The 20,526-nt window shown below is 35.0% G+C and carries 17 protein-coding genes; 7 read left to right on the top strand and 10 right to left on the bottom strand.

All coding sequences use genetic code 11. The features are described from left to right. Nucleotides 1-8 precede the first annotated feature (8 nt). Nucleotides 9-281 (top strand): preprotein translocase subunit YajC, encoded by a 273-nt coding sequence (gene yajC, locus IWX80_RS08090; RefSeq protein ID WP_113634394.1) that lies wholly within the window; start codon nt 9-11, stop codon nt 279-281. 80 nt (nt 282-361) lie between these two features. Here the strand turns inward: yajC and IWX80_RS08095 are convergent, their stop codons facing one another. From IWX80_RS08095 to IWX80_RS08110, 4 genes are all read right to left on the bottom strand, one after another. Then, nucleotides 362-817, bottom strand: coding sequence for a hypothetical protein (locus tag IWX80_RS08095; protein ID WP_196852991.1), 456 nt, complete (start codon nt 815-817; stop codon nt 362-364). A 298-nt stretch (nt 818-1,115) separates the two neighbouring features. After that, complete coding sequence (locus tag IWX80_RS08100) at nt 1,116-1,700, bottom strand: YdeI/OmpD-associated family protein (RefSeq protein ID WP_196852992.1); 585 nt, start codon at nt 1,698-1,700, stop codon at nt 1,116-1,118. Between the two features lie 4 nt (nt 1,701-1,704). Beyond that, complete coding sequence (pepT, locus tag IWX80_RS08105) at nt 1,705-2,958, bottom strand: peptidase T (RefSeq protein WP_196852993.1); 1,254 nt, start codon at nt 2,956-2,958, stop codon at nt 1,705-1,707. Nucleotides 2,959-3,119: 161 nt separating this feature from the next. Then, complete coding sequence (locus IWX80_RS08110) at nt 3,120-3,659, bottom strand: hypothetical protein (protein ID WP_196852994.1); 540 nt, start codon at nt 3,657-3,659, stop codon at nt 3,120-3,122. A 263-nt stretch (nt 3,660-3,922) separates the two neighbouring features. On the opposite strand from IWX80_RS08110, the gene IWX80_RS08115 reads away from it, so the two are divergent. From IWX80_RS08115 to IWX80_RS08130, 4 genes are all read left to right on the top strand, one after another. Next, nucleotides 3,923-4,942: a quinone-dependent dihydroorotate dehydrogenase gene (locus IWX80_RS08115; protein ID WP_196852995.1), complete on the top strand. Its 1,020-nt coding sequence runs from the start codon at nt 3,923-3,925 to the stop codon at nt 4,940-4,942. Between the two features lie 95 nt (nt 4,943-5,037). After that, the gene (locus tag IWX80_RS08120) at nt 5,038-5,901 is read left to right on the top strand and encodes a hydroxymethylglutaryl-CoA lyase (RefSeq protein ID WP_196853283.1); all 864 of its coding nucleotides are present in this window, start codon (nt 5,038-5,040) and stop codon (nt 5,899-5,901) included. Nucleotides 5,902-6,006: 105 nt separating this feature from the next. Continuing rightward, nucleotides 6,007-6,558 carry a hypothetical protein gene (locus IWX80_RS08125; protein WP_196852996.1) on the top strand — a complete coding sequence of 184 codons (552 nt, stop codon included), beginning with the start codon at nt 6,007-6,009 and terminating at the stop codon, nt 6,556-6,558. After that, nucleotides 6,555-7,949: a DUF5723 family protein gene (locus tag IWX80_RS08130; protein ID WP_196852997.1), complete on the top strand. Its 1,395-nt coding sequence runs from the start codon at nt 6,555-6,557 to the stop codon at nt 7,947-7,949. Before IWX80_RS08125 ends, IWX80_RS08130 begins: the two co-directional genes overlap by 4 nt. Before the next feature lie 8 nt (nt 7,950-7,957). On the opposite strand, the gene IWX80_RS08135 is transcribed toward IWX80_RS08130, so the two are convergent. Then, nucleotides 7,958-10,483, bottom strand: a complete 2,526-nt coding sequence (locus IWX80_RS08135; RefSeq protein ID WP_196852998.1) for a cation-translocating P-type ATPase — start codon at nt 10,481-10,483, stop codon at nt 7,958-7,960. A gap of 163 nt (nt 10,484-10,646) precedes the next feature. Here IWX80_RS08135 and guaB point away from each other — a divergent pair, with 163 nt between their 5' ends. Next, on the top strand, nt 10,647-12,119 hold the full coding sequence (gene guaB / locus IWX80_RS08140) for an IMP dehydrogenase (protein ID WP_196852999.1): 1,473 nt from the start codon (nt 10,647-10,649) through the stop codon (nt 12,117-12,119). Nucleotides 12,120-12,204: 85 nt separating this feature from the next. Here guaB and IWX80_RS08145 read toward each other — a convergent pair whose 3' ends face one another. From IWX80_RS08145 to IWX80_RS08165, 5 genes are all read right to left on the bottom strand, one after another. Continuing rightward, on the bottom strand, nt 12,205-14,094 hold the full coding sequence (locus IWX80_RS08145) for a monovalent cation:proton antiporter-2 (CPA2) family protein (protein ID WP_196853000.1): 1,890 nt from the start codon (nt 14,092-14,094) through the stop codon (nt 12,205-12,207). Between the two features lies 1 nt (nt 14,095). Further along, nucleotides 14,096-14,701, bottom strand: coding sequence for an NAD(P)H-dependent oxidoreductase (locus IWX80_RS08150; RefSeq protein WP_196853001.1), 606 nt, complete (start codon nt 14,699-14,701; stop codon nt 14,096-14,098). 278 nt (nt 14,702-14,979) lie between these two features. Then, a complete protein-coding gene (locus tag IWX80_RS08155; RefSeq protein ID WP_196853002.1) occupies nt 14,980-17,220 on the bottom strand; it encodes a cation:proton antiporter domain-containing protein in 2,241 nt (746 codons plus the stop codon). 183 nt (nt 17,221-17,403) lie between these two features. Then, on the bottom strand, nt 17,404-18,750 hold the full coding sequence (purB, locus tag IWX80_RS08160; RefSeq protein ID WP_196853003.1) for an adenylosuccinate lyase: 1,347 nt from the start codon (nt 18,748-18,750) through the stop codon (nt 17,404-17,406). Nucleotides 18,751-18,865: 115 nt separating this feature from the next. Continuing rightward, nucleotides 18,866-19,561 (bottom strand): SIR2 family NAD-dependent protein deacylase, encoded by a 696-nt coding sequence (locus IWX80_RS08165; RefSeq protein WP_196853004.1) that lies wholly within the window; start codon nt 19,559-19,561, stop codon nt 18,866-18,868. A 216-nt stretch (nt 19,562-19,777) separates the two neighbouring features. Between IWX80_RS08165 and IWX80_RS08170 the strand changes: the two genes are divergently transcribed. Continuing rightward, nucleotides 19,778-20,440 carry a TrmH family RNA methyltransferase gene (locus IWX80_RS08170; protein WP_196853005.1) on the top strand — a complete coding sequence of 221 codons (663 nt, stop codon included), beginning with the start codon at nt 19,778-19,780 and terminating at the stop codon, nt 20,438-20,440. Nucleotides 20,441-20,526: the final 86 nt, after the last annotated feature.

Here is a 20,526-nt window from a genome sequence, read left to right on the forward strand (position 1 = left end):
TCAAAATTATGGAACAATTAACTCAATTTGCACCGTTTATATTAATGTTTGTGGTGATCTATTTCTTTATGATCAGACCGCAACAGAAAAAAGCAAAACAAGAAAAGGAATTTGAAAGTACGCTAAAAGTAGGTGATAAAATCATCACCAAAAGTGGACTTCACGGAAAAGTTTCTGAGCTTGCAGATACAACTGTTGTTGTAGAAACGATGTCAGGAAAATTGAAAATGGAGCGTTCTGCGATTTCTATGGAAATGAGTGCTATTTTGAACAAAAAATAATTTTCATTTTATAAATTAAAAAAAGTCTCAACCGAAAATATTCGGATTGAGACTTTTTTTTTGCCTAAAAAAGAATATTATTATTTTTTATTCTTTTTATTCTTCTTTGCTTTTTTAGATTTTGCTTTGGCTTTTTTAGCTTTGATCTTCGCTTTTACTTTTGCTTTCTTCGCTTTGTCCTTTTTCGCTTTTTTTGCCTTTTTGGCTTTTGCTTTCGCTTTTTGCTTTGCTTTCTCTTTTGCGTCAGCTTTTTTAGCCTTTTTCTTGTCTTTATCTTTCATTTTTATCTTCTTTTTAGTGTCTTTTTTACTATCCTTTTTACTTAGTTCTGCAGTAGTATCATCGTTGCTTTCAGTAGAAATTGTTATCGTTTCTTCAATAATTTCAGTGATTACAGTTTCATTTTCAGGTTCGATAATTTCGGCAGGTACCACTTCAGGGTTAATAATTTTTGGTTTTCTGGTTCGGGTTGGTTTTACAACTTCAGTTTTTTCCGGAGACGGTTGTGTTGCATCCTCTTCTTTTTTTTGTATCATAGTTTGTGTTTTTAGTGTCAGTTTTTGCTTTATTAAAACCAATATTTTTTCTAGTTTTAATAAATTGTTATGTTATTGTAAGTAAATATAGTGATTTAATCAATTGTCTAATGTTAAGCTTTTCTTTATTTGAATCTAAATTTGTACGAATAAAGGACAACGAAGTAAGCCAACTAAAGAATATAAGCAGAAATTAGAGATTAATTTTAGCATCGATTAGTAAAGTAAATCATTGCTAAGTTTGATTTTTTTAAATAAAAAAATCCCATTCCTGAAATTTCAGGAATGGGATTTGATATTATCGGTATTTATCATTAAGACCAATGCTATTGAGTATCATTGGGATAATTTTTTCAATCCGGGAACGCTTGGTTTCTTCTTGTTTTGCACTTTCAATATATTCCAAGAATTCATATTGCTTGTACGCTGAAAATTTCTGAAAAGCCACTGCTAATTCTGGATTAGCATTTAATTCTTTTTGGAAAAACTCGGATAAAATTGGCGTTTTCTTTTCAGGCTTAATCGTTTTTCCTTGCTTTTCATTTTCAATCGCTTCCTTTATATAATTCAGTACATCAGCTTCATTGACTTCTTCTTTTGATGTAAAACGCCACTGCCGCAATGCTTTGGTAACGCCTTCTTGAGCATTCACTAACAACTGTTTTTTGTCTTCCAGTAGAGCACCGTTAAAAAACCAAATAGTAAAGTAATTTTTGAATCCACCAATTCCTATTACATTTTTGCCATTGAGGACATAAACGATTCCGCCCCATTTGGTAGTTTCCACCAGTCCAGTTTTAATAATTATTGATTTTAGAAATTCTAATTCTTCTGACCAACTGTTGTTTTTATCCCAAGTATGAGTAGCTTTTGAGGATTCCAATATATTATTTTTTAGTAGCTACTTCCAGCGCTGTCAATTCGGCTATTTTTACAATAACTTCAACTGCTTTTTGCATGCTTTCAGCGGGAACATATTCATATTTTCCGTGAAAATTATGACCACCTGCAAAAATATTTGGGCAAGGCAAACCTTTGTACGACAATTGAGAACCGTCAGTTCCACCACGAATAGGTTTTATTAGTGGTTTGATTCCAATCTCTTTCATTGCTTTTTCAGCAATATCCACAATATGTTTTACAGGCAAAACCTTTTCTTTCATATTGTAATATTGATCTTTTATTTCGGCGGTAACGATATCTTCGCCAAATTGTTTTGCAAATTTCTTATTGATTTTTTTTGTTATTTTTTCAATTAGTTCTTTTCGTTTTTCAAACTTATTCTTGTTATGATCGCGAATAATAAGTTCCAAAACAGTTTCTTCGATACTTCCTGTTAGGTGATGCACGTGAAAAAAACCTTCGTAACCTTTAGTTTCTTCGGGAGTTTCTCCAGAAGGCAATTCATTGAGAAAATTATTTGCAATCAACATCGAATTGATCATTTTACCTTTGGCATAACCAGGATGAACGCTTTTTCCTTTGAAAGTTATTTTGGCTCCAGCCGCATTAAAATTTTCGTATTCTAATTCTCCTACTTGGCTTCCGTCCATTGTATAGGCCCAATCCGCTCCAAATTTCTCTACGTCAAAATGATGCGCGCCACGACCAATTTCTTCGTCAGGTGTAAAACCAATTCTGATTTTTCCGTGTTTGATTTCAGGATTATTGATAAGGAATTCCATAGCGGTAACAATCTCCGTGATTCCTGCTTTGTCATCGGCACCTAATAAGGTTGTTCCGTCTGTAGTGATTAGAGTTTGCCCTTTGTAAAGCAATAAATCTTTGAAATAATTAGGGGAAAGGATAATGTTTTTATCCGCATTCAATACAATGTCTTTACCATCATAATTCGGGACTATTTGCGGTTTTACATTCGCACCACAAAAATCCGGAGAGGTATCAAAGTGGGAAATAAACCCAATTGTAGGAACTTCATGCGCTACATTGCTGGGCAAAGTTGCCATAATATACGATTTGTCATCTATTGAAACATCTTGCATTCCAATAGTTTTCAATTCTTCAACTAGTTTATTAGCTAAATCCCATTGTTTTTTTGTGCTTGGTGTAGTTTCTGAATTGGCGTCAGATTCTGTATCAATAACTACATAACTGATGAAACGGTCTATGATATGTTGCATTTTTCTTTGTTTTAGGCAAATATAATCTTTTTTTTAGGAGGATTTTGAAGTAAATTGAAGACTAAATTTTGTTTAATGTAATTTTGAAATATAGAAGTATTGGATTCTAATTTGCAACGGAATAGATAGTCATAAAAAAACCACCCGAAGGTGGTTTAAATTTAGTCTCTAGCTTTATTTAATTTTTTTTCAGCTTTCTCAAGATCTTCTTCCAATTTGTTGATTTTGATTTGTTGCTTACTGATTTTAATATTTTCTTTCTCAATTTGAGTAGAATTTAATCGCCCTTTCGATTTTTTGGTCTCGAACTTTTCTTTATTTCGAATTAAGTTTTTTTCTCTATCCGCTAATTTATCTTTTATTTTTCGGACTGATTTTTCGCCTGAGGCAACTTTACTTTGCTGTTTTTCGAACTTATTTTTTTCTTTTTCAAAGTTTTTTTGCTCTTTTTCTTTTTTTTTAGCTTCTTTCAACGCTTTTTTCTCCGATTTGAGTTGGCTATTTAAAGATTTTGCTTCCTCTTTCAATTTAGGATTTACAATACCTGGAGTTGCAGCAACATTAATCGTATCATTTGTAGTTGTCACTGTAGTAACTGTAGTTTTTGTAGCAACTTTTATAGTGTCATTTTTTACTTCTTGCGCAAAAAAGATTTGAACTATAAAAAATAAAAAAAGCGTTGTTGTAATTTTCAATTTCATGGGACTAAATATTTAATTTAAAATATGGAATGTGTTAAAAAAGGATTCCTTGGCTAAATTAAGTCATTTTCGCCCTAGTTATGACTTTAACCGTGAACTATATAAAAAAAAGTTTCTTCTTTGACTTTTTCTTATTTGGCCACAGCCAAATAAGATATGTTTACATCCGCTTTTTATTATTCAAAATGATTTTATAAATTATTTTCCAAATATTTATTTATCGGATAGATAATTCTATTTTTGCACAACACAACAACACAACCATGTACAAATTACTCTTACGCCCAATACTTTTTTGGTTTGATCCTGAAAAAGTGCATTATTTTACTTTTTCACTGATTCGCTTTTTGTCTAAAATCCCCGGATTTACAGCTCTTTTTAAATCGCTTTATGAAGTAAATGATGCCAGATTAGAAACCGAAGTTTTTGGATTAAAGTTTAAAAATCCGGTAGGACTTGCAGCAGGTTTTGATAAAGATGCAAAATTGTATAAGGAATTGTCAAATTTTGGTTTTGGTTTTATCGAAATAGGAACTTTGACTCCAAAAGGTCAGGAAGGAAATCCTAAAAATCGATTGTTTCGTTTAAAAGAAGACAGCGCCATCATCAATAGAATGGGATTTAACAACGGCGGAGTTCAAGAAGCGGTAGAACGATTAAAAGGAAATAAAGACGTTTTGATTGGTGGGAACATTGGAAAAAATAAGTTGACACCAAACGAAGAAGCGACTTCTGATTATGAAATATGTTTTGACGCTTTATATGATTATGTTGATTATTTTGTGGTGAATGTAAGTTCTCCAAATACGCCAAATCTTCGAGCGTTACAAGATAAAGAACCGTTGACACAATTATTGCAAACGCTCCAAAATAAGAATTTGGCTAAGCCAAAACAAAAGCCAATTTTGTTGAAAATCGCTCCAGATTTAACAGATGAGCAATTGCTGGATATTATTGATATTGTAAAAGAAACCAAAATTGCCGGAGTTATTGCTACTAATACTACGATTTCTCGTGAAGGATTGCAATCCGAAAACAAAACAGAAATGGGTGGTTTGTCTGGAAAACCATTAACAAAACGATCTACAGAAGTGATTCGGTTTTTATCGCAAAAAAGTAATAAAGCCTTTCCAATTATTGGAGTAGGAGGAATTCATTCTGCTGAAGACGCAATAGAAAAATTAGATGCCGGAGCAAGTTTAATTCAGTTATACACAGGTTTTATTTACGAAGGACCAGCTTTGGTGAAAGCCATAAATAAGAAAATTTTAGAAAGATTGTAGCTTTTAAGCAGTTGTAAATTCTAGTCTTTATCAATTTTCGAAAATTTGAAATCAGAATTTAAAATTCTTAATTGTTTTTCTATCTTTGGCTTCCTATGGAGCCAATAAAAATTATAGAATGTCCACGCGATGCCATGCAAGGCATCAAACCCTTTATTCCTACGGAGAAGAAAGTGGCTTATATTCAATCGTTATTGCGGGTAGGTTTTGACAGTATTGATTTTGGAAGTTTTGTTTCTCCCAAAGCAATTCCGCAAATGCAAGATACAGCCGAAGTTTTGGCACGACTTGATTTATCCCAAACCCGTAGCAAACTCTTAGCGATTATTGCAAATACGCAAGGAGCAACTTTAGCAGCAGTTCATCCTGAAATACGTTATTTAGGTTTCCCATTTTCGATTTCTGAGAATTTCCAAATGAGAAATACACACAAAACCATAGCCGAATCATTAATCACCTTACAGGAAATTCTGGAGATTGCCGATAGAAGCAATAAAGAAGTGGTTGCATATTTATCAATGGGTTTTGGTAATCCTTACGGTGATCCTTGGAATGTTGAAATTGTTGGCGAATGGACTCAAAAACTGGCCGTTATGGGAGTGAAAATCCTTTCACTTTCGGATACAGTGGGAAGTTCTACTCCAGATGTAATCTCGTATTTGTTTTCGAATTTGATTCCAAAATATCCTGAAATTGAATTTGGTGCGCACCTTCATACGACGCCTGATAAATGGTTTGAGAAAATTGACGCTGCTTACAAAGCAGGTTGCCGTCGTTACGATGGTGCTATTCAAGGTTTTGGTGGCTGCCCAATGGCGACTGATGATTTAACGGGCAATATGCCTACGGAGAAATTATTGTCTTATTTTACAGCACAAAAGGAATTCACAAACATGAGTCCAATGAGTTTTGAAAGTGCTTATAATGAAGCTTCTAAGTTGTTTGGTGAGTTTCATTAGAAAAAAATAGACAAATTATTACTGAACTCTTTACTTTATAAATAATAAGTGCAGTAATGATGCGTTGAATATAGATTCCCGAAAACTACCATATAAATTAAAATCATGAAAATACTTGGTTTAAATAGAGTTATCAGTCTATTACTGGTGCTGTTATTATCTTTTTCATGCGCAAGTGATTTAGACTACGATCAGGTAAACGATATAAAGTTGGAGCCTGTTTTTATCGCTAATTTAGCCTATTTTGATATTCCTGCAAATGAATTTGTGACTGGTGGAGTCGAACAAAATGTGATATTTGATGCCCCAACGGTGGATGTATTCAATGATAGTTTTTTCAGGAAAAGTTTAAAAAAAGTGGATTTTTTCCTTGAAATGGAAAATACCATAGCTAGAGCTTACGTGGTTGATTTAGTATTTTTAGATAGAAATAACCAAGTCGTTCATACTACAAATTTTAATGTTCCGGAATACACAGGCTTAGAGAATAAAGTGACCAGAACGGAGATATTCGAAAACACACAACTTGACTTATTAAAACAAACTGTTAGAATTGCTTTCACATTGAGGATGCTTCCGGGTGCTCCATTGACGGAGACTAGTTCAGGTAATTTGAAATTGCGTTCTGGTGTAACCGCTTATTTAGTAGTAGAATGAGAAAAGTAATCTTGATTTTTGTTCTATTTCTGGCAATAAATTGCTTTTCACAAAACAAACAAATTTTATATAATTTCACTTCAGTGCCGCAATCTTTGATGACTAATCCAGGTGCGGATTTCAAGTACGATTGGTATGCCGGAGTTCCTTTATTGTCTGGGATTTCTGCAAATGTAGGTTCGAGTGGGTTTTCGGCCTATGATTTATTTGCGGATAATGGAGTAGATTTTAATGTAAAATTACGCAATGCAGTGTTTTCTACCACCCGAAAAGATAAAGTAGCAATCAACGAACAAATAGAAATTTTTAACGGAGGTTTTAAAATAGCAGGAGAGGAAAGTGATTCCTATATTTCGTTTGGAATGTACCAGGAATTTGATATGCTGAGTTATGTTCCTAAAGATATTGCCGTTTTAGCTTTGGATGGAAACAGAGACTATTTAGGTAAAGTTTTTAATTTGGGCGATTTGAGTGCAAAAGCAGAAATGCTATCCGTATTCCACCTTGGATTTCATAAAAACATTAACGAAAAACTCATTTTAGGAGTACGTGGCAAAATTTACTCCAGTATTTATAACGCTAATTCTACTAATAACTCCGGTTACATTTATACGATTCCTTCAGAAACAGGAGTTTATGAACAGATGATTTATTCACAATTACAGCTGAATACATCTGGAATTGCACCATATGATGATGAAGATTATGAGCCAAATCTAACTAAAGATATTACCAAAAGAGCGCTTCTAGGAGGTAATTTAGGTTTGGGATTTGATGCCGGTTTTACCTATTATCCAAAGAAAAACATACAAGTTACCGCTAGTGTTATTGACGTAGGTTTCATCAAACACAACAAAGAAGTGGAAAGTTTAACTTTTAAAGGAACGTATAAATACGAAGGTGTGGTTCCAAATTTCAGTTCTGGTAATTCAGCAGGAGGTGGATATCAAGAATTTAAAGATGCTATTCCTTTAGACACGTTATATGCGGATTATACGACTTGGCGTCCCTCAAAGTTCAATACTTCGGTTCAGTATTCCTTTGATGAAGAAAGACCAGAAGATTGTAATTGTCTTAATTATGATCCGGAAACGACATATAAAAGTGCGGTTGGCGCCCAGTTATTTGTGATTTCTACACCACGAACACCATTAGTAGCATTTACCACGTATTACCGAAGAAAAATATTCAAGGCTTTGCAAATGAAAGCCACGTACACGCTAGATTCGTATTCATATAAGAACATAGGATTGGGATTGTCCAGTCATTTTGGACCTGTGAATTTCTATGTTCTTGCCGATAATCTTTTAGAATATAGCGATGTTACCAAGGCAAATAGTCTTTCTTTTCAACTTGGACTGAATGTTATTTTTAAGAATAGTAAAAAGTAAATTTCTGATTAAAATTGGACTTTTCTTCGTTTAAATCCTTTGTAAATTTCGATCCAAAGCACCGAAACAAGACCCACTAAAATACTTAATCCTATTTGGAATCCCGAAACCCTTTCGAACTGGAAAAAAGCAGCAAATAATGGTACAAATAATAACAAAGCTGTAATCAGAATGGTTACGCTAATGATCATCAATACCAAATTATTTTTGTATTTTAATGTTGTAAATATCGAGTAATAAAAAGAACGATTCGTCAGCGTCAGAAAAATGTTAGACGAAATTAATGTTAGAAAAACTACTGTTCTCGTTGCGCTTTCGGAACAACCTGTAGCTACACAATATTGATAGACAAACAAAAGTCCCGCAGTAATGACAAGTCCCTGAATAATACTGATGATAACTTCTTTAAGCTTAAAAAAAGTATTGGTAAAAGGTCTGGGTTGTAACAGCATTAAATTGCGTTCCATAGGTTCATTTTCATAAATTATAGAGCAGGTTGGTCCCATGATAATCTCCAGAAAGATGACATGAACCGGGGAAAAAATATTGGGGTAAATCCAACCCAATGCCAATGGAATAAAGACAATCATAATGATTGGGATATGGATGGAAATGATATATTGGATGGCTTTTTTTAGATTGTTGTATATTTTTCTGCCCATGGCAATGGCATCAATCATTTTAGAAAAATCATCGTCAATTAGAATAAGATTGGCGGCTTCCTTGGCAATTTCGGTTCCCTTTTTTCCCATGGCAATTCCAATATGCGCTGATTTCAAAGCTGGTCCGTCATTGACACCGTCACCCGTCATGGCTACAATTTGATTATTGTCTTTGAGTGCTTTTATAATTTTGAGTTTGGCTTCGGGAAACATTCTTGTAAAAATAGATGTTTCCATTACTTTTTCTCGAAGTGTAGCATCGTCCATGGCCATTAATTCGTCTCCATTTAGCGTTTTATCCGCATTTCTAAAGCCAATTTGTTTGGCAATTGTAGCGGTTGTTTCTGCATTATCGCCCGTAACTATTTTGACTTGAATTCCCGCTTTATAAAAAGTTTCGAATACTGCTTTTATATTCGCTTTTGGAGGATCGTAAAACGCCACTAGTCCTTTAAAGACAAAGGAGAATTCCTGTTGCTTTTTAGGATAATCAGTACCTGAAAATTCAGCTAAACCAACACCCAATACGCGATATCCTTGCAAAGCCATTTTGGTCATTGCGGATAGAATTTGTTGTTTTTCTTTGTCGGACACGTTTGAAGTGGCGATCAATGCTTCGGGAGCCCCTTTGGCAGCAATATATCTCGTTCCATTTTTATTTATGAAAACATGAGTCATCATCGGTGGTTTTCCATCTAATGGATATTCATGAATCAATTTAAAATCAGGACGTTCATCTGTGATTTCCAACTTCGAATACGCTTCGTGCAATGCAATTTCCATCGCGTCAAACGGAATGGGTTCGCTTGCCCACATGGCGAGACTCAGTAATTCTATATCATGTTCATTATTATTATTATTATTATTAGTTTCATCACTGTTACTTCCTTTTATAGTATCATCAGATAACGTGTACCATTGCGCCAGACTCATCTTGTTTTCTGTGATTGTTCCCGTTTTATCCGTACAAATTACGTTTGCGCTCCCTAAGGTTTCGACCGTTTTTGTCTGTTTAACGATAATTCCCATTTTCATTAAACGCCAGGAGCCTAGTGCCATAAAGGTGGTGAATGCTACCGGAATTTCCTCAGGAATGATGCTCATAGCCAAAGTAAGCGCTTTAAGCAGACTGTCTAAAACATTATATGAATTGTAATAATTGATAACCCATACAAAAACAAAAATCACCAAGCCAACAAGAGACATTTTTTTGACAAAATTCCCCATTTGGATTTGCAAAGGGGTTTTTTCTTCAACGATTGCCTCCAGACTTTTTCCTATTTTACCTAATTGGGTTTTGTTGCCAATAGCGGTTACTTCGCAAATTGCCAAACCACCAGTTACAATGGTTCCAAGAAATACGGTGTTATTTTCGGCAGTTTCATTTTTAAAAACAGCCATAGATTCCCCGGTAAGAATAGATTCATTAACGGAAAAATCATTGGATTGAAGAATAACGCCATCGGCAGGAATAAAGGTTCCTTCTTCTGTTTTGATGAGGTCGCCAACAACAATTTCCTCGCTTGGAATTTCGGTAATTTCTCCATTGCGAATGACTTTGCTTTTGGGTTGGGATAGTTTCTTTAATGCTTCAATTGCCGTTCTGCTTTTGGATTCCTGATATAATGAAATGGTGGAAACCAACACAATTGCTACAACCATGAAAATTCCGTTTCCGTAATCACCGGTAATAAAATAAATACTGGTTGCGGTGAGTAACAGGAGAAACATTGGTTCTTTTACCATTTCGAAAAGGGATTTCAAGAACTGATTTTTTTCCTGATTCACTATAGAGTTTGAACCATTTTTCGTTCTCGAAAGTAAAACGGCCTCATTTGAAAGTCCTTTTAATTCTTGTTGAGTTTCTGTCATAGCAAATAAATTAAACGGATTTTCTGGGTTGGAAAGTAAGGGGCAATTTAGAACCAAAGAATTGACTTTGAACTGCAATTTAATTATTTATTAGAAAATGATAGCGATTTTTTGCTTAAAATTATCTATATTTGCACGCAATTAAACTCCAACTACAATTGCAATGATCGCACACAACTCTAAGATTATCGGTGAAGGATTAACTTACGATGATGTTCTATTAGTTCCCAACTACTCAAATGTGCTTCCTCGCGAAGTGAGTATTCAATCTAAATTTTCAAGAAATATAACGCTAAATGTTCCTATTGTATCTGCTGCTATGGATACCGTAACCGAAAGTGCTATGGCAATTGCGATGGCTCAAGAAGGAGGAATAGGTGTTTTGCATAAAAATATGACTATCGAGCAACAAGCTGCGAAAGTTAGAAAAGTGAAACGTGCAGAATCCGGAATGATTATCGATCCGGTTACTTTGCCTTTGACTTCAACAGTTGCCGATGCCAAAAACGCCATGAAAGAATTTGGTATTGGAGGTATTCCAATTGTAGATGAAAATCAAATATTAAAAGGAATCGTTACCAATAGAGATTTACGTTTCGAAAAAAATAGTTCAAGACCTATTGTTGAGGTAATGACTACCGAAAACTTGGTTACTGTTGCTGAAGGTACTTCTCTGGAACAAGCAGAAGTAGTTTTGCAAGGTCATAAAATCGAAAAATTACCGGTTGTAAACGCAGCATACAAATTAGTGGGTTTGATTACCTTTAGAGACATCACTAAATTAACCCAAAAACCAATTGCTAATAAAGATGTTTATGGTCGTTTGCGCGTTGCTGCAGCGATTGGTGTAACAGGTGACGCAGTTCAAAGAGCAGAAGCATTAGTGAACGCCGGTGTTGATGCCATTATTATTGATACCGCTCACGGGCATACGCAAGGTGTTGTGAATGTGTTGAAAGAAGTAAAAAGTAAATTTCCACACATAGATGTTATCGTAGGTAATATTGCAACTCCTGAAGCAGCTAAGTTTTTAGTTGAAAATGGAGCAGATGGTGTGAAAGTAGGAATTGGTCCAGGTTCTATTTGTACTACTCGTATTGTTGCAGGTGTCGGTTTTCCTCAGTTTTCTGCTGTTCTTGAAGTGGCTGCGGCGATTAAAGGAACTGGAGTTCCAGTTATCGCAGATGGTGGAATTCGCTACACGGGTGATATCCCGAAAGCAATTGCTGCCGGTGCTGACTGTGTGATGCTAGGTTCATTATTAGCAGGAACAATGGAGTCTCCAGGTGAAACTATCATTTTTGAAGGAAGAAAATTCAAATCCTACCGCGGAATGGGTTCTGTTGAAGCGATGCAGGAAGGTTCAAAAGACCGTTATTTCCAAGATGTTGAAGATGATGTGAAAAAACTAGTTCCGGAAGGAATTGTAGGGCGTGTTCCTTACAAAGGAGAATTGAACGAAAGTATGCAACAATTCATTGGTGGTCTTCGTGCCGGAATGGGATATTGTGGTTCAAAAGATGTTCCAACGTTGCAGGAAACCGGTCGTTTTGTTCGCATAACCGCCAGCGGAATCAATGAAAGTCACCCTCATAATGTTACGATTACGAAAGAAGCTCCAAACTATTCAAGATAGTTTTTAGTTTTTTAAAACAATAAAAAAGGCATAATTAATTCCGTTATCGGTTTTAATTATGCCTTTTTCTTGTATCTGAAAATCGTTATTCAGTAGTGTCAGCTAAGTTGTTTTTCAAATGTTCGCTGTCCCAACTGTGGTTCGTTGCCGCAACTTGCGAATAGATATCAGTTTTTAAAAGCTGTTCTTGTAATTCAATTTCTTCTTTGATTGTAATCATATACGCCATTTTATCATGACGTTTTTCGGCTAATTTGCGGGTAGTAATTTCATCGTATTTTATAAACTGCTGACCTTGTCTGGTAGCCGAATATTTTCTGTGACCTAATTCTACCAATGCATCAACGCCCATATTTACCGCGCTATACAATGTTTCCCGATATATATGTTGCACTTTATGATCGATTAATTCATACGCATCGTTTCTATTTCGGGCACGAGTTAGTATTTTTAAATTTGGGAAATGCTTTTTCAAAGTTTCAATCACTTGTAAATTCACTGTAGGATTATCTATGGCAGCAATGAAAATTTTAGCATTCTCGCAACCTGCGGCTTTCAATAATTCCAATCGTGTTGCATCACCATAATACACTTTGAAACCCATTTTTCGTAATAAATCAATTCGATCAGAATCATAATCCAAAATGGTTGCTTTCACTTTATTGGCTCGTAACAAACGTCCAACTGTACTTCCAAAATGACCAAAACCAGCAATAATAACTGGGTTGTCTTCATCTATGAAATCATTATCCTTTATTGTTTCGGTTGTTTTTTCTTTATACCTTGAATTCGGATAAATTAATCGCTCATTTATCAACAGTAAAAAAGGAGTTGCCACCATACTCATTGCGATTACTGCCATTATTTGATTAGCTAACATGTTAGGGACAATATTCAATTGCATACAAAAACTCATAATTACAAAGCCAAATTCTCCCGCTTGGCTTAAGCCAAAAGCAAACAATAAATTTTGATCGATGTTTTTTTTATGAAATCTGCTAATTACGAATAAAACTCCAAATTTTACAAGAGTCAGGATGGCTCCAAAAGCAAAAATAAAAAGTGGATTTTCAATAATTAATTGGAAATTTATCGAAGCGCCTACGCCAAGGAAAAACAATCCCAAGAGCAACCCTTTGAATGGTGCAATATCACCTTCCAATTCATGACGAAATTCGGAGTTAGCCAATACCACTCCTGCCATAAAAGCTCCAAGTGCTGGGCTTAAACCAACTAATTGCATAGCATAAGAAACGCCTACAACCAGTAATAATGCTGATGCTGTAAATAATTCTTGTAACCTTGTTTTTGCAATGATGTGCAATATGGGTACAAATACATAACGACCTGCAAAATAGATTGTAGATATGATTCCGAGTACAATTAATGTTTGTAACCAGCTTGGAAATTCCGTAATTAAGGATTGTGGCGCATCATTTGTCGTCTCCAGATTTACTGTTGACAGAAGCGGTAAAAAAGCTAAAATTGGGATTACCGCAATATCCTGAAAAAGTAAAACCGCAAATGAAGAACGTCCAACAGAGGTGTTTGACAATCCTTTCTCCTTCAAAGTTTGTAAAACAATAGCTGTAGAGGATAATGCCAATGCCAATGAAATAGCCAATGTAGTTTCCCATTTCCAGTCCATAAAAAATAGGCATCCCAAAAAGAGTATGAGCGTTGTTCCTACTAATTGTGCTGAACCCATCCCAAGAATGAATTTCCGCATTTTCCAAAACTTGCTGGGTTCCAGTTCTAAGCCTATCAAAAAAAGCATCATCACAACTCCAAATTCAGCAAAATGCATGATGTCCTGACCTTCTTGACCAATAAATCCAAGTACATAAGGACCAATTACGATTCCGGCTAATAAATAGCCTAAAATGGAACTCAATCCTAATTTTTTAGCAATTGGTACACAAATTACCGCTGCTGTTAAATAAATGATTGCCTGTAATAAAAAATTGGTATCCATCTTAAGTTAGTATTGTAGCAAACCATTCGTTCAAATAATGGTATTGCAAAATTTCATCGGTATCTAAATCATTATTTTCTAAATAGTCCAGAAAATAACCGTAAACCAATCCGTTTTTTTCATAATCTTCCTTAGTCATGTTGTGTGTGCCATGAACTACAAAAGGCGGTAAATACGTCATATTACAAACTTTTGCCGTTTGATTAAACGGTTCTAATAATTCAAGAACAGTGTATCTGTCACTGCCTGTTTCGCAATAATTTTCTTTGTCGCCACCAGTTGTAATAACCTGAAAAATAATTTTATGCTGCAACATAGTCCCTTTTTTGCCATAAGCCCAGTTATGTTCAAGAACCATGTCAATCCATTGTTTCATCAACGGCGGGCAGCTATACCAATACATGGGATGGTGCCAAATGATAATATCGTGCTGACTTAACAACGCTTGCTCTTTTTTTACATCAATGTCAAAATCGGGATATTCCTCATATAAATCATGAAAAGTTATGTTTTCTGAACTGGGAATATTTTCAACCAAAGCTTTATTCGCATGTGATTTCTCAAAAAGCGGATGGGAAAATAGGATTAAGATTTTGTTTTTTGACATGAAAAATATTTTTGCTGTTTCTTTTTTTAATTGAAGCGTATTATCTGTTTGATTTTTAGAGTTATATGTGATTTAAAAACATTTTGAAAGATATAAAATATTGGTTGATTTTAATGCTATAATTTTTTTTAGAAACTTTTTTATTTAAAAACAGAAAATCCTGTCAAAACAAAATCGTAACTTTTATTCTGACAGGATTTAATTAAATAGATATTTGCGAAGCAATTATTCCACAAAATTGATTTGCAAGCCTAATTTTTAACGCATTTATCGAATGTTTAATTTTTGAAAAACGTTGTTAGTAATTTTTTGCTTCCTACGACCCAAAGAATATCATTTTTTTCTAAAATCATGTTGGATTCTGGATTCAAGATTCGTTTTCCACTTCTTTCAATTCCCACAATCAACCCATTTGTTTTTTCACGTAATAATGAGTCGCGAATATTTTTACCAATAAATTCTTCTTCCTTAAGTTCTAATTGTTTCAAAATAATATCGGTATCCGTAATTTTTTCTGGAATTTCTATTTCATTTTGATGCAAATACGATTTAAATTCCTTGACTTGATTGTCTGTTCCAATGACACAAATTTCATCACCAGGAAATAAACGTTCATTTTTATTGGGGATATTAATCATGATTTCCCCGCGCTTTATGAAGGCGATATTAATACCTAATTGCTCCCGAATGCGTAATTCTTCTAATGTTTTTCCGGCAATATTGGATGTTGGAGCAATATCAAAAGTGGTCATGTGTCCGTCCCACGGTGTCAAATCGCTTCGGCTTCTAATGGCTTTTTTGATTTCTCGCGCATTAAGGTTTTTTAAGAAATGATCTTCTATTTTATGATATTGTGCGTTTAATTTTTTCGGAAAAACAAAATAAATGACAACAGCCGCAATTAAAGCTATAAATGCAATTATTGGAGAGAAAAAGATATTCAATAAAAATCCAATATAGAAAAGAGTTAAAACCATTCGCAACAAAATCATCATCAAAATGGGACCGCGATATTTGCGTTCCTCTCGCAAAATAGCTACTTCTTTCACTGCAACTCTGCGTAAAGAAAGCGCCCATAAAAAAGGAGAAAGTATTACTAATGTAATTAATGCGGCAATTATATTTCCAAATTGTGAGTCTTTTACTAAAGGTAAAATGAATTTAGACGAAAGTAAAATAACTGCGACTATAATAACGGAATGGATAATTACTTGTGTCAGAAAAGCGCGTACCACGATTTGCCAGTTGCTTACCAGTTTTATAGATTGTGCGTTGGCACTATAGCGTTCAATTTTTTTAATCCATTTCCGAGGCAGTTTCTTTTCCAGATATTCAGAAAACGGAGTAGAGAATTTCACCATAAAAGGCGTGGTAAAAGTTGTTACTGCTGATACTGCCACTACAATAGGATAGAGGAAATCACTCGTTACATTCAACGTCATTCCCAGCGTGGCAATTATAAAAGAGAATTCCCCAATTTGCGATAAACTCATTCCGGTTTGCACCGATTGTTTCAGTGGCTGCCCGGAAAGTAAAGCACCAATTGTTGAACTGATGGACTGTCCCAAAATCACCACAAAAGTCAAAATAGCGACAGGTAGAGCATATTCATATAACGTATCTGGATTAATTAACATACCAACTGAGACGAAAAAAACGGCTCCAAAAAGGTCTTTTACAGGTTTAACTAAATGTTCAATATGTTCTGCCTGAGTCGTTTCGGCAATGATGGAACCCATGATGAATGCGCCTAAAGCAGGTGAAAAACCAACATTAGCAGCAAGAATAACCATCATTAGACACAAAGCCAGTGAAATGATTAGCAGCATTTCATCGGTCAAAAGACTTTTTGCTTTTTTAAGTAATGTTGGGATGAAAAAGATACCGCCAACAAACCAAATGGTCAAGAAAAATATTAATTTAAAAACTGACAATAGCAATTCACTTCCTGAAAACTGTTGGCTAACCGCAATTGTTGATAGTAAAACCATCATCAAAATGGCAACTAAATCTTGGACAATAAGTGAACCAATAACGATTCCAGCAAATTTTTGGGTTTTTACTCCGAGTTCATCAAAGGTTTTTAGGATAATTGTAGTAGAGGAAATGGAAAGGATTACTCCTAAAAATATGCTGTCCATAGGTTTCCAACCAATCCATTGACCTACTAAATAACCGATGGAAACCATTGCAAGGATTTGTGTTATGGCTGTAATTGATGCTGTTCCGCCCACTTTCATCAGTTTTTTAAAACTGAATTCCAGTCCTAAACTAAATAACAAAAAGATTACTCCAATCTCGGCCCAAACTTCTACGCTTTTAATATCTTTTATGGAAGGGAAAAAATCAAAATGGTTTCCAGCCAAAAATCCGGCTATTAAATAACCAAGAACTAAAGGTTGTTTGATTTTTTTAAATAACAAAACGGCCACCGCGGCGGTCATTAGGATTAATCCTAAATCACTGATTAAGGGTTGTAAATGGTGTGAGGCGTTTGCTACTGTTTCTGCGGCATTCATAGGCGTTTACTTGTTTTTTTGGTTTTTGTGTATGTTGGTAAGATATAAAAAAACTTTAATTTTAAAAGTATAATTAATGCTAAAAACAGCTTTTTATGATTTTTTTAGCAACAAAAATCCCGTTGAAAAGAATTTAGTGTTTCTTTTCAACGGGATTTTATAAAATCGAATAATTTTGTTAAACTATATTCCTAAGAAATTGCTAGGAGTTATTTGCATCAACTCTGCTTTGATTTCATCTGAAACATCTAGGGTTGATATGAAACCATGAATTGCGTTTTTATCAATCGCTTCATTGGTTCTGGTCAATCCTTTTAATGCTTCGTAAGGATTAGGATATCCTTCACGACGCAAGATGGTTTGGATCGCTTCAGCAACAACGGCCCAGTTTTTTTCTAAATCTTCGTGAAATTTTGGTTCGTTCAATAACAATTTGTTCAATCCTTTCAAAGTAGCTTCAAAAGCGATTAATGTGTGTCCGATTGGTACACCAATATTTCTCAAAACCGTACTGTCCGTCAAATCACGTTGTAATCTTGACAACGGTAATTTAGCCGAAAGATGTTCGAAAATAGCATTTGCAATTCCTAAATTTCCTTCTGAGTTTTCAAAATCAATAGGATTAACTTTGTGTGGCATAGCTGATGAACCGATTTCTCCTGCTTTGATTTTTTGTTTGAAATATTCCATTGAAACGTACGTCCAAATATCTCGGTCTAAATCAATGATGATGGTATTTATTCTTTTTAATGCATCAAAAAATGCAGCGAAATGATCGTAATGTTCAATTTGTGTAGTAGGGAAGGAGTGATGTAAACCAAGGTTTTCCTCTACAAATTTTCCTCCGAATTTTCTCCAGTCAATTTGTGGATACGCCACGTGATGCGCGTTGTAATTTCCGGTTGCTCCGCCAAATTTAGCTGCAAAAGGTACATTAAACAACAAACGCATTTGCTCTTCTAAACGCTCTACAAAAACACCAATTTCTTTACCCAAACGCGTTGGAGAAGCCGGTTGTCCGTGCGTACGCGCAAGCATTGGAATGTCTTTCCATTCGATACTTAAATCTTTCAATTTTGAAGTCAAAGTAATCAATGAAGGCATGTATACTTTCTCGAAAGCTTCTTTTGTAGAAAGCGGAATCGCCGTGTTATTAATATCTTGAGATGTCAATCCAAAGTGGATAAACTCTTTATATTCTGATAATCCTAATTTTTCAAAAGCATCTTTGATGAAGTATTCCACCGCTTTTACATCGTGGTTGGTTACTTTTTCGGTTTCTTTGATCCAAAGCGCATCTTCAGTAGAGAAGTTTTTATAAATGTTGCGTAAACTTTCAAATACATCTGGGTTTACGGTTGTAAGTTGTGGCAAAGGCACTTCGCACAAAGCAATGAAATATTCAATTTCAACCAATACGCGGTATTTGATTAAGGCTTCTTCAGAGAAAAATGGAGCCAGTGAAATAGTCTTGTTTCTATATCTTCCGTCGATTGGCGATATAGCATTCAATTCGTTTAAAGTAGTCATTGTATAGTTGTTTGTTCGAAAGGCACAAAAATAGTTATAAGTTATAAGTTATGGGGTATAAGTTTAGATTTTTATTGCAATCACAATTGATTTTTTGCCATAGTTATTGTCTCTGTTATTGCAAATCATTGAGCAATTTTTCTTTCATAAAAGCAACACCAATTGAAGCCACTTCCGGAATGAATTCCAATGGATTTCGAAGATTCGGGATTTTTATGGGTTTTGGGTCAATATAAAAAATTGGTGTTTCCCGACTCGTAAAATCGATTAATCCTGCTGCAGGATACACTTGCAAAGAAGTCCCGATAACAGCAAAATAATCCGCACTTTGAGTAAGTGTTATCGCTTCATCAAGCGCAGGAACTTCCTCGCCAAACCAAACAATATGTGGGCGCAATTGATTTTGGTTTTCGTCAAAATCGCCAAAATTCAAATCGTCTTGCCAATCCAGAATGTAATTTGGATTTTTAGTGCTTCTGACTTTTAATAATTCGCCATGCAAATGCAACACATTTGAACTTCCGGCACGTTCGTGTAAATCATCCACATTTTGTGTGATTATGTACACTTCAAAATCATTTTCTAATTCCGCAAGAATCTGATGACCCAAATTAGGTCCTACTTCTTTGAGTTGTTTTCGTCTTTGATTGTAAAAATCAAGCACCAAAGCAGGGTTTTTATGCCAACCTTCTGGAGTGGCAACATCATTGACATTGTGACCTTCCCAAAGTCCATCACTGTCACGAAAAGTTTTTATGCCACTTTCGGCACTGATTCCTGCTCCAGTCAAGACGACTAAACGTTTTTTCATTTTATATCAGTTTGGGCGTGACCACAAGGGTCGGGTTTTCGGCTTTATCTTTTTGGCTAAAAAGCCCAAAAAGGATATCGCCTCTATCCCTCACGCGAATTCGGTAAACATTCATAATTTGGTTTCAATTGAACAACGCTAACAGCTATCTTCACAATCTACTTTTGAAGGTATAAAGCTAGTCTTTTTTACTATTTTTGCAAAAAATAATTCCAAATGATTGATATCAATTACCTTAATTTTCTTGAAAATATCCTTACTGATAACCGAAAAGAAAAGTTTCTGAAAGTCTTGGAAAACAGAACCAAACATTTTACCATTGCTGTCGAAGATATTTTTCAAATGCACAATACGAGCGCGGTGATGCGCAGTTGTGAGATTTTTGGAATTCAGGAATTGAACGTGATCGAACAGCGTTACGGAAAAAGTATCGACAAGGAAATTGCAATGGGTGCCCAAAAATGGGTCGACATCAATACATTCGACAGTATTACGAATTGTGTGGATACATTAAAAGGCAAAGGCTACCAAATCATTGCCACGACACCGCATGAGAATGATTGTTTGATGGAAGATTTTGACATTTCAAAACCGAGTGCTTTATTTTTTGGAACAGAAAGAGACGGATTATCCGAAGAAATTTTGAAACGCGCCGATGGCTTTCTTAAAATCCCGATGGTAGGTTTCACCGAAAGTTTGAATATATCAGTTTCGGCGGCGATAATCATTCAGAACCTCACGAATCGATTGCGTAATTCAAACATTGATTGGCATTTATCTGAAAACGAAATTTTAGAAAAGCGTTTGGCTTGGGCCAAAAATTCAATTAAAGACATCAAGCGAATTGAAGAGCGGTATTTTGAGGAAAACCCAAGATAGTATAAACAAACGCTTAAATTAGATTCTTACGGTTTGCTGAGTTATTTCGAGGAGCTCTAGCTGTTAGCAAGCGTAGTTTATTTCAT

Origin of the sequence: Flavobacterium sp. CAN_S2, from assembly GCF_015752255.1 — a bacterium.
GTDB lineage: Bacteria > Bacteroidota > Bacteroidia > Flavobacteriales > Flavobacteriaceae > Flavobacterium.

Coding starts and splice junctions, on each gene's coding strand:
- yajC (WP_113634394.1), top strand. CDS start 9: ATGGAACAATTAACTCAATTTGCACCGTTTATATTAATGTTTGTGGTG.
- IWX80_RS08095 (WP_196852991.1), bottom strand. CDS start 817: ATGATACAAAAAAAAGAAGAGGATGCAACACAACCGTCTCCGGAAAAA.
- pepT (WP_196852993.1), bottom strand. CDS start 2,958: ATGCAACATATCATAGACCGTTTCATCAGTTATGTAGTTATTGATACA.
- IWX80_RS08110 (WP_196852994.1), bottom strand. CDS start 3,659: ATGAAATTGAAAATTACAACAACGCTTTTTTTATTTTTTATAGTTCAA.
- IWX80_RS08115 (WP_196852995.1), top strand. CDS start 3,923: ATGTACAAATTACTCTTACGCCCAATACTTTTTTGGTTTGATCCTGAA.
- IWX80_RS08120 (WP_196853283.1), top strand. CDS start 5,038: ATGGAGCCAATAAAAATTATAGAATGTCCACGCGATGCCATGCAAGGC.
- IWX80_RS08125 (WP_196852996.1), top strand. CDS start 6,007: ATGAAAATACTTGGTTTAAATAGAGTTATCAGTCTATTACTGGTGCTG.
- IWX80_RS08130 (WP_196852997.1), top strand. CDS start 6,555: ATGAGAAAAGTAATCTTGATTTTTGTTCTATTTCTGGCAATAAATTGC.
- IWX80_RS08135 (WP_196852998.1), bottom strand. CDS start 10,483: ATGACAGAAACTCAACAAGAATTAAAAGGACTTTCAAATGAGGCCGTT.
- guaB (WP_196852999.1), top strand. CDS start 10,647: ATGATCGCACACAACTCTAAGATTATCGGTGAAGGATTAACTTACGAT.
- IWX80_RS08145 (WP_196853000.1), bottom strand. CDS start 14,094: ATGGATACCAATTTTTTATTACAGGCAATCATTTATTTAACAGCAGCG.
- IWX80_RS08150 (WP_196853001.1), bottom strand. CDS start 14,701: ATGTCAAAAAACAAAATCTTAATCCTATTTTCCCATCCGCTTTTTGAG.
- IWX80_RS08155 (WP_196853002.1), bottom strand. CDS start 17,220: ATGAATGCCGCAGAAACAGTAGCAAACGCCTCACACCATTTACAACCC.
- purB (WP_196853003.1), bottom strand. CDS start 18,750: ATGACTACTTTAAACGAATTGAATGCTATATCGCCAATCGACGGAAGA.
- IWX80_RS08165 (WP_196853004.1), bottom strand. CDS start 19,561: ATGAAAAAACGTTTAGTCGTCTTGACTGGAGCAGGAATCAGTGCCGAA.
- IWX80_RS08170 (WP_196853005.1), top strand. CDS start 19,778: ATGATTGATATCAATTACCTTAATTTTCTTGAAAATATCCTTACTGAT.